Consider the following 12,288-nt stretch of genomic DNA (forward strand, 5'->3'; position numbering starts at 1 on the left):
TCATTCGCCTTGGGCATGGAAGTTGCGCAGAGATTGGAGTTGCTCGAGAAGGTCGGGAAGATCGATCGTCACCGTGCGCCACACCGTATCGACGTCGATATCGAAATATTGATGCGCGACCCGATTGCGCATAGCCCTGATATCCTGCCACGGCACCTCCGGGTGAGCGGCGGCGAATTCGGGAAACCTGTCCATGATTTTCGTCACGCATTCGCCGATCGCAGCGATGTTGGCGATTACCGCATCCTGCGTCCGCTGGTCCGCTCCGAATGATACGCGGTCCGCACCGTCGACATAAGCAATAGCGCGTGATCCCGCGACAGATATGCGCTCTAGGTAGACCTCCAGCCGACCGCCCGTCATATGGCAAGCGCTTCAGAAACGATGCGCTCGCGCAAATTGGGAGGAAAGTCGCCGGGCACCTTGATATCGACGGGAACGCCGAGTGCTTGTTCGAGCTCCCATTGCAGCCCGCCAAGAGTAAAAAGCGATGTATCCGGCGACGGGTCGACCAGAATATCCAGATCGCTTCCAGCATGATCCTCGCCCCGCAGGACGGAACCGTAGACGCGCGCGTTAAAGACCTGCCGACGGGCGACAATCTCCCGGATCACTCCCCTGTTCTTCTCCAGCGCTTCCGACGGTCTCATGTGGCCACCACTCGTTATCCATCCAATATAGGCCACAAGCGACGGCGAAGAAAGCAACCCCCTCACGTCTCCGGCAAAAGCGCCAGCAGCCGCAGATGTGCGATCCTTTCCACCTGGGCGCAGGCGGTCTTGAACTCCTCATCGGCGTCGTTGCCGACGCGGGTCTCGAAGGCGGCGAGGATGTCGTCCCTTGTCAGGCCTTTCACGGCGATGATGAAGGGGAAGCCGAATTTTGCGACATAGGCGGCGTTGAGTTCGGTGAAACGTGCGTGCTCATCTGGGCTCAGACGATCGAGCCCGGCGCCGGCCTGTTCGTTCTTGCTCTCTTGCGTCAGTCCGCCGGCGATGGCGAGCTTGCCGGCAAGGTCCGGATGGGCGTTGAGGATGCCGAGCTTCTCCTGCGGGTCCGCGGCGCGAAAAACCGCCACCATAGCCTCATGCACGCCCTTGGCGGTCAGCGGCACGAAGATCATGCCGCCGTCATAGGCGCGCTCGGCGATAAAGGGCGAATGTTCGAACACGCCACCGAAGGTCGCGACGAAATCGTTGCGGGCGGTCATCGGCCGGTCACCGTGCTTGATGCCGACACATCTGACGGCTTGTGATGGGCATGCCAGTGGCGGGCGATCTCGATGCGTTGCGGCAGCCAGACCTTGTCGTGCGAGAGCACGTATTCCATGAACCGCCGCAGCGCCGCCACGCGACCCGGACGCCCGACGAGGCGGCAGTGCAGACCGACCGACAGCATCTTTGCCGCCCCCTCCTCGCCTTCCCGGTAAAGCGTGTCGAACGCATCCTTGAGATAGGTGAAGAACTGATCGCCGGTGTTGAAACCCTGCGGCGTGGCAAAGCGCATGTCGTTGGTTTCCAGCGTATAAGGGATGATCAGGAACGGCTTGCCATCCAGCCCCGGCACCCAATAGGGCAGATCGTCGGCATAGCTGTCGGACGAATAGAGGAAACCGCCCTCTTCCATGACAAGCTTCAGCGTGTTGTCGGATGGCTTGCCCTGATACATGCCGTAAGGACGCTCGCCGGTCAGTTCGGTATGCAGGCGCACCGCCTCAAGAATGTGTTCGCGTTCCCGTGCGTCGTCGAAATCCTTGTATTCGAGCCAGCGATAACCGTGGCTGGCGATCTCCCAGCCGGCTTCCTTCATGGCTGAGACAGCTTCGGGATTGCGGGCCATGGCAAGCGTCACGCCGTAGACGGTGGTCTGGACCTTGAGTTCGGTAAACAGCCGGTGCAGCCGCCAGAAACCGGCGCGCGAACCGTATTCGTAGATCGATTCCATGTTGAGATTGCGCTGGCCCGGCCAGGCGGCGGCGCCGACGATTTCGGACAGCAGGTTTTCCGACGCCGGATCATCGTCCAAGATCGAGCTTTCGCCGCCCTCTTCGTAGTTGATCACGAACTGCACGGCGATATTGGCGCCGTTGGGCCATTTCGGATCGGGCGTGTGGCGGCCATAGCCGACGAGATCGCGGGGGTAGTCTTTTATGGTTATGGGCATGGTCCACCTCGATTATCTCTTGTGGAAGGTAGCCCAGCCTTTCCGCCGATGTCGAGACGGAACGTGATCGCTCAGGCGATCTTGCGGGCGGAAACGCGCCCCATCGGATGCAGAGAATGGACATGGAACGGCGCACCGGGCTCATTTTCGACGAACAGCGCGATGTTGGCGATTTCCAAGGGACGCAGCAGATACGGATTGAAATGGGCGCGCAAGGCCGTTTCGAAACGCGGCATTTCGGCCGGTGTCATCGGGCCCGTCAGCGTCATGTGAAAGCGGTATTCTTCCATCACGTAAGGGTTGCCCCAGCGATGAAGATTGGAAAACTGCGGTGCCGAGAGATCGCCGGGATCGGCGCGTTCCAGTTCGCCTTCCGAGAGCGGCGCCCGAAACGCATCGAATTCCTGCACGACGGCGCAGGCGAGAAACCGCATCCGCTCGCAGGGAAGCGCCGGCACAAGGCCGAAATAATTGCCGAGCCGGGCCACTTCGAGAGGCGGCAGTTCGAACGGATCATGGGCACCGGCAAAGCGCATCAGATGGCGCAGCAGCATCTGTTCGGTGATTTCAGGCGCCAGCCGGAACGGCGCCTTCAGCGTGGCGTGAAAACCGCAGCGACGCGGCAGCGCGGTATGATAGGCGATCTCATGCAAACCTAGGTTGCAGATCTCGGGCGGCTCCATCGCCTCACCGGAATAGGCACTGCGGCCGAGCCATTGCGCCGCGGCAAGCGTCAGCGGATCATGCGCAGGTGGCGTAAAATAGAGTGCGTAGCGCATGCGTCACCTTTTCTGCCCCTGTTCGTTTATTCACGCATGCTCATCAATCCCACGAATTGGGTTACGCGATTTGCGTGACAGATTAACGACGAGAAAAGGCCGAAACGCGCGTTTAACGCGTAGCAACCGAAAGATGATCCCAAAGTATAAAACTCTCGGGAAGCGAGTGCTCTTGACCGATGACGAAACCGAGCGCGGCATCCGCAAGCCTGTGGGCAAGCCCGAAGCTGACCTTGAAGCCGCCGGTGAGAGCGATGACGGTTGGATGGTCGGGATGCGGCCCCACCATCGGCTCACGGCCGATCGCCTTGGGCCTCAAGCCGGCCCAGCGCTCCACCACTTCCGCACCGGAAAGTGCCGGCACGAGCGCGCGGGCGCGGACCAGGAGATCGTCGAGCTTGGCATCGGTGGCAAACGGCGCGTCGAACTCCTCCTCGCTGGTGCTGCCGACCGCCACGTGGCCATCGTCATGGGCGATGACATAGAGGCCGTTGAGGAAGAGGATCGGCAGCGACGGATCGATATCGGCCTTCAACAGCGCCGCCTGCCCCTTCACCGGCTGTCCCAGCGGAACCGAGATGGATGGAGACAGGGGACCAAGCAGCGGAAACGACTGCGGGCCGGCCGCAATCATGCAATGGCCAAAACCGATCGAGCGTCCATCGGCAAATTCGACGCGGTTTGCGACAGGGTCGATCCGCTCCGCCGGCAGTCCTTCGATCACGCTGACATGCCGGGCGTTGCCAAGGACGGCGGCGAGCGCTGCCATGAGATGGCGGGGGGAAACGCGGGCGGCAAACGTGTCGTGCACGATGCCGGCTTCGGTAAAGGCCGGATCCGGCCAACCTGCGAAGGGGGACGCATCGAGCACATGCCATTGGAACGGATCGCCGTCGTGCCGCCAGTTGACCTCTGCCTCCTGCTGATGGCGTAGGGCGATGGGTCTCAAGTGCGGTTTCGGCAGCGGGATCAGCCGACCGGAGCGGCGATAACCGCAGGACAGCCCGGTCTCGCCTTCGAGCCTAGAAACTTCGTCTTCGAGGGCGACCAGCGCATCGAACTGCGCCTGTTTCTTGTCGTTCCAGCGGTCGGGCACATGCGACATCAGCGCGCCCAGAATGCCGCCGCTGGCACCCTGCCCCAACCGTCCGGCTTCGACCAAAAGGGTTCGGATGCCGAGCCGTTCCGCCTTGACCGCAGCCCAGAGGCCCATGATGCCGCCGCCGATGATCAGGAGATCGACATGATCGCCGGGGAGATGCGGCATCGCTGGCGATTGACCCCGGGGACCTCGAGGATTATCCGCATCTTCCATGAGCAATCACGATCCCGAAATTGTAAAAGACGACGCCACGCCTGAAGCCCCGGCGCTCGACTGGCATGACGGCGATATGCCGTATTCGACGGAATTTGGCGACCACTTTTATTGCCGCACCGATGGCCGGCTGGAATGCGGCCATGTGTTTCTGGCCGGAAACGGCCTGCCGGAGCGCTGGATCGAGATGTCGCCAGCTGGAGACACGTTCCGGATCGGCGAACTCGGTTTCGGCACCGGCCTCAACGCCTGCGAGACCTGGCGCCAGTGGGCCCTTTTCCGCAAACCCGGCACGCGGCTGCATTTCACATCGTTCGAGCTCTATCCAATGCAGCGCGACGAGATCGGGCGGGCACTGGCGCGGTGGCCGGAAATCGATGCGCAACGGCAGGCACTGACGCAAGCATGGCCGGATGAGCCGAGCGGCCGGATCACCATCGACCTCGACGACCAGACAACGCTGATGGTTGTCTGCGGCCCAGCGCTCGACGGGGTCACGGCTGAAGAGGCTGACTTCGATGCCTGGTTCCTCGATGGCTTCGCGCCGTCGCGGAATCCCGACATGTGGTCGCCGGAGCTGATGCAGGCACTTTTCGACCGCACCCGCCCGGGCGGCACGTTCGGAACCTATGCGGCGGCAGGCTTCGTCCGCCGCAATCTGGCGGCCGCGGGTTTCACCGTGGAGCGCCAGACCGGCTTTGCGGGCAAACGCGAGATGCTGCGCGGACGCAAGGACTGAGGCTCCAAGGCCTCAGTTGCCGTCCAGCGCCGAAACAACGACGGCGCCGTCCAGCCAGTGGCGGATCTTGTTTTCCAGCGCTTCGGGACTGATCGGCTTGGATAGATAATCGTCCATGCCGACCTGGAAGCAGAGTTCGCGGTCGCTTTCGAGCGCATGGGCGGTGACGCCGATGATCGGGACATGCGTGCCGGTCGAGTTTTCGAGTTCGCGGATCTTGCGGGTTGCCTGGTGACCGTTCATCACCGGCATCGACACGTCCATGATGATCACCGCCGGATCATACTTCTGCCAGGCCTCGACCGCTTCCGCCCCGTTCTTGACGATCTGGAACAGCCAGCCGGTCATCTGCAGGATTTGGGTAAAGACGATCTGGTTAACCTCGTTGTCCTCAGCCACGAGAACATCGAGCGTTGGTTTGATCACAGGAGCGACGGTGTTTTCCTGCGCCACCGGTTCTGCAGGCTTTGAGCCAGCTGTGTCGACGGCGGGAGCAGACGACGCAATGAGCGGCACCGCCTGCCCGGATGCGCGGCGCCGGGTGCGGATGACGCGGACGACGTCGATGATCGTGCTGCGCAAAAGGGCTGCGCGGGCGGGCTTCATCAGATGCGCCTGAACATTGAGCTCGGCAAACATCGTCTCGTCGTTTGCCATGTCCATCGACGTCAGGAAGACGATGCCGGTGAAATCGAAGCGCCTGTCGCGCCGGATCGCCTTGGCGCAGTCGAACCCGTTCATCTCCGGCATGTGATAATCCAGCACGACCACATCGATGACGATGCCGAGCCTGGTTGCTTCGTGGAGGAAGGCAAGACCCTCCGCCCCGTTTTCAGCGGCAACGGTCTCGAAGCCCCACATGCTCAGCTGCTCGGTGAGGATGCGGCGGTTCACAGCGTTGTCGTCGATCACGAGCACCCGGGCACCGCTGGTGCTGACCGGCAGCGTCACTTCCATCTTGCGTTCGGCAACCACGGCAAACGGCAGGTTGACGGTAAAGACCGAACCGCGGCCAAGCTCGCTCTCGACCTCGACGGAACCGCCGAACAGCTCGACCAGACCGGACGTAATCGCAAGACCAAGCCCGGTGCCTTCATGACGGCGGGTGGACGACGTATCCACCTGGCTGAACTTTTCAAACACCGACCGAAGCTTTTCTTCGGGAATGCCAAGGCCGGTATCCTCGATGCGGATCGACAGCATCAGCTGGTCACCATCGATCGGCCGCGACTTCAAGTCGATGAAGACATGGCCCTTTTCGGTAAACTTGACGGCATTGCCGACCAGATTGGTGACGATCTGGCGGAAGCGGCCGGCATCGCCGAGGACCGTTTCGCGCACAGACACCTCGCCGCGGACGATCAGTTCGATATCCTTGTCGGCAGCGGCCGACGACAGAAGCGTCGCCACGTCCTCGATTGCCTCGACCGGATCGAACGGCGCCTTGCGCAGCTTCATCTGGCCGGCATCGATCTTGGAGAAATCGAGAATGTCGTTGATGATCGTCAAAAGCGCGTTGCCGGATTTGACGATGATGTCGACGAAGGTCTTCTGGCGGGTATCGAGGCTGGACTTGGCGAGCAGTTCGGCCATGCCGAGCACGCCGTTCATCGGCGTGCGGATCTCGTGGCTCATGTTGGCAAGGAATTCCGACTTCGCCCGGTCGGCCGCTTCCGCCCGGTTGAGCAGGCGCGTCAGGTCCGCCTCGCGTTCCTTGCTCTCGGTGACATCCGTGAAGACGGCAAGCCAGTGGTCGTCCCCGGTCGGGCGGGCCTCGAGCTGGATCCAGCGGCGGTCCTCGACGCGGAACGAGGTAAATACCGGCTCTCCAGAGGCAACGCTCGCTTCCCATTCGCGCAGCGCCGCGGTCGAGGTGCGCGCATCGCCAAGATCGCCGCGTTTTGCGCAGTAGCCAAAGACGTTGCGCCAGCTTTTGCCGATCGACAGCATGTCGGCCGGCATCTCCAGCATGGCGGCAAGCGCATCGTTTGAAAAGATAATCGCGCCGTCATGCAGGATGAGCAGCCCCTGAGACATTGCGCTGGTTGCGTCGCGCATCAGCGCGCCGTGTTTCTGCAGCGCTTCCTGCGCTTGCCGGATGTCCGCATCGCGTTGGCGCATCGCGGTGATATCGGTATGGCTGATGAGGATCTTGCCATCGGTCAGCTGCGTGCCGGAAATCAGCAGGTAATGGCCGCCATGGGTGCGGATCTCGATCGGCGGATGATCGTTGCTGGCTGTCAGTGCGGCGATGCGGGCATTGTAGATCGCATCGAAATCCAGGTCCGAGCCGGCATAGATACCGTTGTCGTAATTGACCTTCATGAAATCCCGGTAGGAACGGCCGGCCAGATCGAAGCGCTTGTCCGTATCCCAGGATGTATAGAAGGCGGGGTTGGCGTATTCGAACACCAGATCCGCATCGAGAATACCGATGCCGACCGGCTGGGCCGACAGGATCGTCTGCAGATCCTGGCTGACCTTTTCCGCCTTTTGCTGCGCTTCCTTGATCAGCGACACGTCTGTGCGCGAGCAGACCAGATAGCGGCTGCCGTCGTCGACCTCAATCGAGCGCAGGCGTGTAAGAACCGGAATGACCGAACCGTCCGGGAAGGTCATATCCTCCGACTTGTCGATCGCCTCGCCGTCCAGCACGCGGGCGTTTTCGTTCCAGAACCGCTCCGCCGCCCAGGGAAACATCTGGGCTTCCGTCTTGCCGAGATAGTTTTCCCGTTCGCTGCCCAGCATTTGCTCGTAGGCGTGGTTGGCATAGGTCAGCTCGTGCTTTTCGTTGCGAACGAACACGGGGGCCGGCAGGTCTTCCAGGATGGCGCGGAAAAGCCCGGTTTCCGCCACCTGGCTGCGCAGCAGCATCTCCTGGTCCTTGAAGTCGGTGACGTCGTGGCGGATGGCGATCAGCAGGCCGTTTTCCAGCCGTTTGTTGAGACTGCGCATCCAGCGCCCATCCGGCAGCTTGTCGATCCGCTCGTGATAGGGAACGAGGAAGGCACGGAGACGCTGTTCCACCCACTTCTCGCGCGGCGCAAGCGTTACGGACGCATTGCCGCTTGCCGCACGTTCCCGCTGATCATAGGCGCGGTGGATGATGTCCTCCAGCGCTATGCCCGGCTTGATGACGATGCCGCAGGCATCGAAATGGTCGACAAGCTGCGAATTGCAGTAAACGAGCACATTGTCGCGGTCGTAGATGCCGATGCCCATTTCGAGCATGTCGATCGCGTCGTCGAGAAGACCGTTCTCAAACAGCGAAAACGGCTTCGCTGTCGCTTCGAGCGGCGCGGGGACGCCATTACCCGTTGGGCGCGATGCAGCGCCGACCGGCAGGAAATGGCCGAAGACGTAGGAATGATCGTCCTCCGTCAAAAACCGTTCGATATGGATCTCATGGGAGAAAATCCCGTCGGCGTTGAACGCCAACGCCTTTTCTTCGGCACCGAACACCAGGGCGCGGCATTCCTTTTCCTTGCGCTCGTCCTTTTCGCCATCGCTGCCGAGGCTGCGGCTTGTCTGGCCGACGAGCTCCTCCGGGCGAGCGCCGACCATGGCCGCATAGGCGGGGTTGACGGCGACATATGCGAGCCGGCAGTTCTTGATATAGGCGGGTTCGGGGAGATCCACGATGCGGGCGCAGGCCCGCTCCAGAAACTTGCTTTCCAGGCGTTCGCTCTTCGTGTGCACCCTGCCCCGCTCACTCCCGCGCATGCGGGATCCCACCATTTTTCGGAAACCGACCCGATAACACCATAGCGAGTATTAACAACACGTTGCCCGGAACACAGGGTTGTTTAATATTTGCGTTTTCGCAAGTTCGAATGGAGTGCGGCCGGGGGCGTTTCACGCATCGAGGATCAACGCAATGACACTAAATCGGCAGCATCAGGCAACCTTGGACGCCGACGCCGGTTAACCCTGACGTGAAGCGAACAAAGGAAATTTTCGATGATGAAACTTGTGACGATTGCCACGCTGACGCTTGGCCTTGCAACATCGGCATTCGCTCAAGGTGCATCCGGTGGATCCGCAGGTTCCGGCGCGTCTGGCGCAGGCGCTGCATCCGGAACGAGCAGCGGCACAACCGGCCAGACGCCGTCCAACACACCGTCCAAAACGCCGTCCAATAGCGCCAACGATGGGACGACCACGGGCAGCACGGATTCCAAGAGCATGACGACCGGAAACGGCACGAGCAAAGGCGGCTGCGACACGACGGGTGTCGGTGGCGCACCTTCGGCAACCAGCGGTTCGACCGACGGTTCCGGCACCACGACGAACAACTGCTGATCATCTCCGGCGCCGGGTTCAGACCCGGCGCTTTTTCTTGCCCGCCAAAACCGCCAGACAGCTCGAGCCACAATTCCTCCCGCAAATTGCCGGGTTTTCGCCGCAATTCAATCTCCGGGCAGACCCTGGGTTGCCGACACCTTTCGAAAAGCAATTTTTCCACGGTGGAGTCTGAATAGGCGTTCAGACTACGGCGATAAAACTTCCATCAATCCGCCGTGATTGAGAGCGACGCTCTGATCGTACCTCGAAACACCACGGGGAAAGGAACCAGGCATGTCGATCATGAAAAAGACCATTACTGCTGGCATTGCGGCTCTCTCAGTCGCCGGCGCACTTGCTGCGACGGCACCGGCAGCGCAGGCCCGCGATCACTACCGTCACCACGGCGACGATGTGCTGCTGGGTGCCGCGGCAGGGATTGCAGGCGGCCTGATCGGCGGCGCGATCGTGTCAGGATCGCAGCGTCCGGTCTATGTGGAGCCGCAATACGAATATGCTCCGCCACCACCGCCGCCGGTCGTCTACCGTCGCGCCTATTATGCCGCACCGCCACCACCACCGCGTTGCCACCATGAATGGGTGGAAAACGAGTATGGCGAAGCCTACCGCGCACGGGTCTGCTACTAAAGCGTCCAGGCGTCCATCAAGATTTGCGATACGGCGGTGCGATGCACCGCCGTTTTTTCGTTTTGGGCCGCCACTCTGCGCGACCATTGCCTTGGGGATCGCCGTTCGTGTGGCCGCCGCTCGGAGGGCTGACGACTCGAGAAAATCCCCTGTGACGTGAGTGCCTACCGGGTCGCAGCTAGCGGACAGCCTGCGTCGTTTTGCAGAAGAACCTTGACTTTCGGCGGCAAATCAACCAAATGCATGCCAGCTTTCACCTTCCGGCAGCCGCGTGAGCTGCCCCGCGTCCATACTGACAGCGCGAAGAAGGAACAAGGCGCACAGATAGATCGCCCTCGGGATGAGGGTTCAAGCGCTGGAAAGTAATTTCCAACACACAAGTTCCCAAATCACGCGGGGTTCTTGACGCCACAAGCAGCCCGGATGGCATGGTGCCATTTCGGAGCGTCCGCTTTTGGCGCCCCGAAAGGTATTCGACTTGACGAATTTTGAATCTCTTGGCGTGTCCAAGCAGATCGTCGCCACGCTCACCGAGCTTGGTTTTGAAACCCCGACGCCGATCCAGGCCCAGGCAATTCCGCTTCTCCTCGAAGGCCGCGACCTGATCGGCCTTGCGCAGACCGGCACCGGCAAGACCGCAGCTTTCGGCCTGCCGCTGATCGAGCGCCTGATGGCCGACGCGACCCGCCCCGACAACCGCACCACCCGCGCGCTGATCCTTGCGCCGACCCGCGAACTGGTCAACCAGATCGCCGCCAACCTGAAGACCTTCATCAAGGGCCGTCCGCTCAAGATCAATCTCGTCGTCGGCGGCGTCTCGATCAACAAGCAGCAGCTGCAGCTGGAAAAGGGCACCGACATTCTCGTCGCCACGCCTGGCCGCCTGCTCGACCTGATCTCGCGCCGCGCCATCGGCCTGACGACGGTTCGCTTCCTCGTGCTCGACGAAGCCGACCAGATGCTCGACCTCGGCTTTGTGCATGACCTGCGGAAGATTTCGAAAATGGTGCCGAAGAAGCGCCAGACCATGCTGTTTTCGGCCACCATGCCGAAGGCCATCGCAGATCTGGCCGCCGACTTCCTGACCGATCCGGTCAAGGTGGAAGTGACGCCTGCGGGCAAGGCAGCCGACAAGGTGGACCAGTTCGTCCACTTCGTTGCCGGCAAGGGCGACAAGACCGACCTTCTGCGCAAGTCGCTGATGGACAACCCGGATGGCCGCTCGATCGTCTTCATGCGCACCAAGCACACCGCTGAAAAGCTGATGAAGCACTTTGAAAACATCGGTTTCTCGGTCGCCTCGATCCACGGCAACAAGAGCCAGGGCCAGCGCGAACGGGCACTCAAGGGTTTCCGTGATGGCGAGATCAAGACGCTGATCGCGACCGACGTCGCGGCCCGCGGCATCGATATCCCGGCCGTCAGCCACGTCTACAACTACGATCTGCCTGATGTCGCGGAAGCCTATATTCACCGCATCGGCCGCACGGCCCGTGCCGGCCGCGAAGGCATCGCGATCGCTTTTTGCGCACCGGACGAAACGATGCTGCTGCGCGACATCGAAAAGCTGATGAACATCGAGATCAAGACGCTGACCGGCGAGCGCCCTGAGACGATGAACCGTCCGGTTCGCGCCAACGGCAACAACAACCGTGGCGGCGCCAATGCCCGCGGCGGCAACAAGGGCGGCCGTGGCGGCCAGCCACGCGGCAATGGCGGCGGCGGCGAAGGCCGCGGTGCCGGTGCTGCCGGCGAAGCCCGTGGCCCGCGCCGCGAACGTCCGGCCCGCAAGCCGTTCTTCGCTGGTGACGGTGCAGAAGCGCCAAGAAGCCAGGCTCCCCGTTCGCAGGCTGCACGGCCGGCAGCAGCAAGCGTAGCGCCAGATAACGATCTGTCCTCGACTTCGGATTTCCGTCCGGTCAAGAAGCAGTTCGGCAACCCGGGCGCAAAGACTGGCGGTCGTCCTGACAACCGTGGCTCAGCCAAGCCAGCCGGTTCCGGCAACCGCGACCATGCAAGCCACGGCGCGCGTGAAGCCGGCAGCCAGCGCAAGGCCCATCAGGGCAATGCGGCCGCCGCATCCGGCGAAGCCAAGCCAAACCGGCACACGCCGGCCGCAGCCCCCAAGGGCGACGGTCGCGGCCCGGTTCGCTTCGGCAACGACAACCGCGGCCAGGCCCCCATCGACCAGCGCACCGCCGGCCATCAGGGCCGCAAGCGCACCACACGCGCTTAACGCGAGAAGCAGTTGAGAGAGTTCAGACGGCTGGGAGAAATCCTGGCCGTTTTGTTTGTGGGGTATTGGTATTGGGGGTGGCGCGAGCCGTCTCTTCTCAGCGTCCTGCCACGAAGCGACAGAT

The 12,288-nt window shown here is 61.9% G+C and carries 11 protein-coding genes; 4 read left to right on the plus strand and 7 right to left on the minus strand.

From position 1 onward, the window contains the following. The 6 genes from J3A65_RS12600 to J3A65_RS12625 form a co-directional block, all read right to left on the minus strand. Positions 1-363: a DUF86 domain-containing protein gene (locus tag J3A65_RS12600; RefSeq protein ID WP_174196364.1), complete on the minus strand. Its 363-nt coding sequence runs from the start codon at positions 361-363 to the stop codon at positions 1-3. Then, complete coding sequence (locus tag J3A65_RS12605) at positions 360-614, minus strand: nucleotidyltransferase family protein (protein WP_348635215.1); 255 nt, start codon at positions 612-614, stop codon at positions 360-362. Before J3A65_RS12605 ends, J3A65_RS12600 begins: the two co-directional genes overlap by 4 nt. A gap of 98 nt (positions 615-712) precedes the next feature. After that, a complete protein-coding gene (gene uraD / locus J3A65_RS12610; protein ID WP_209901493.1) occupies positions 713-1,210 on the minus strand; it encodes a 2-oxo-4-hydroxy-4-carboxy-5-ureidoimidazoline decarboxylase in 498 nt (165 codons plus the stop codon). Further along, on the minus strand, positions 1,207-2,157 hold the full coding sequence (gene puuE / locus J3A65_RS12615) for an allantoinase PuuE (RefSeq protein WP_209903493.1): 951 nt from the start codon (positions 2,155-2,157) through the stop codon (positions 1,207-1,209). Before puuE ends, uraD begins: the two co-directional genes overlap by 4 nt. A gap of 77 nt (positions 2,158-2,234) precedes the next feature. Beyond that, positions 2,235-2,942 (minus strand): DUF1045 domain-containing protein, encoded by a 708-nt coding sequence (locus tag J3A65_RS12620; protein ID WP_062582757.1) that lies wholly within the window; start codon positions 2,940-2,942, stop codon positions 2,235-2,237. 112 nt (positions 2,943-3,054) lie between these two features. After that, positions 3,055-4,209 carry an FAD-binding oxidoreductase gene (locus J3A65_RS12625; protein WP_245341534.1) on the minus strand — a complete coding sequence of 385 codons (1,155 nt, stop codon included), beginning with the start codon at positions 4,207-4,209 and terminating at the stop codon, positions 3,055-3,057. Positions 4,210-4,255: 46 nt separating this feature from the next. Between J3A65_RS12625 and mnmD the strand changes: the two genes are divergently transcribed. Further along, entirely contained in the window at positions 4,256-4,996 is a 741-nt protein-coding gene (gene mnmD, locus J3A65_RS12630; RefSeq protein WP_209901498.1) for a tRNA (5-methylaminomethyl-2-thiouridine)(34)-methyltransferase MnmD, read from the plus strand. Between the two features lie 12 nt (positions 4,997-5,008). On the opposite strand, the gene J3A65_RS12635 is transcribed toward mnmD, so the two are convergent. Next, positions 5,009-8,695: a response regulator gene (locus tag J3A65_RS12635; RefSeq protein ID WP_348635216.1), complete on the minus strand. Its 3,687-nt coding sequence runs from the start codon at positions 8,693-8,695 to the stop codon at positions 5,009-5,011. Between the two features lie 261 nt (positions 8,696-8,956). Here J3A65_RS12635 and J3A65_RS12640 point away from each other — a divergent pair, with 261 nt between their 5' ends. From J3A65_RS12640 to J3A65_RS12650, 3 genes are all read left to right on the plus strand, one after another. Next, positions 8,957-9,298: a hypothetical protein gene (locus J3A65_RS12640; protein ID WP_062455440.1), complete on the plus strand. Its 342-nt coding sequence runs from the start codon at positions 8,957-8,959 to the stop codon at positions 9,296-9,298. A gap of 276 nt (positions 9,299-9,574) precedes the next feature. After that, complete coding sequence (locus J3A65_RS12645) at positions 9,575-9,928, plus strand: hypothetical protein (protein ID WP_062455439.1); 354 nt, start codon at positions 9,575-9,577, stop codon at positions 9,926-9,928. 478 nt (positions 9,929-10,406) lie between these two features. Then, a complete protein-coding gene (locus J3A65_RS12650) occupies positions 10,407-12,164 on the plus strand; it encodes a DEAD/DEAH box helicase (protein ID WP_245341535.1) in 1,758 nt (585 codons plus the stop codon). Positions 12,165-12,288: the final 124 nt, after the last annotated feature.

This window comes from Rhizobium sp. PvP014 (genome assembly GCF_017876855.1).
In the GTDB taxonomy this organism is placed as follows: Bacteria; Pseudomonadota; Alphaproteobacteria; order Rhizobiales; family Rhizobiaceae; genus Neorhizobium; species Neorhizobium soli.

Excerpts from the sequence above, each read along its gene's own strand:
- J3A65_RS12645 (WP_062455439.1), top strand. The coding sequence starts at position 9,575 with ATGTCGATCATGAAAAAGACCATTACTGCTGGCATTGCGGCTCTCTCA.
- J3A65_RS12600 (WP_174196364.1), bottom strand. The coding sequence starts at position 363 with ATGACGGGCGGTCGGCTGGAGGTCTACCTAGAGCGCATATCTGTCGCG.
- J3A65_RS12625 (WP_245341534.1), bottom strand. The coding sequence starts at position 4,209 with ATGCCGCATCTCCCCGGCGATCATGTCGATCTCCTGATCATCGGCGGC.
- J3A65_RS12640 (WP_062455440.1), top strand. The coding sequence starts at position 8,957 with ATGATGAAACTTGTGACGATTGCCACGCTGACGCTTGGCCTTGCAACA.
- J3A65_RS12620 (WP_062582757.1), bottom strand. The coding sequence starts at position 2,942 with ATGCGCTACGCACTCTATTTTACGCCACCTGCGCATGATCCGCTGACG.
- uraD (WP_209901493.1), bottom strand. The coding sequence starts at position 1,210 with ATGACCGCCCGCAACGATTTCGTCGCGACCTTCGGTGGCGTGTTCGAA.
- mnmD (WP_209901498.1), top strand. The coding sequence starts at position 4,256 with ATGAGCAATCACGATCCCGAAATTGTAAAAGACGACGCCACGCCTGAA.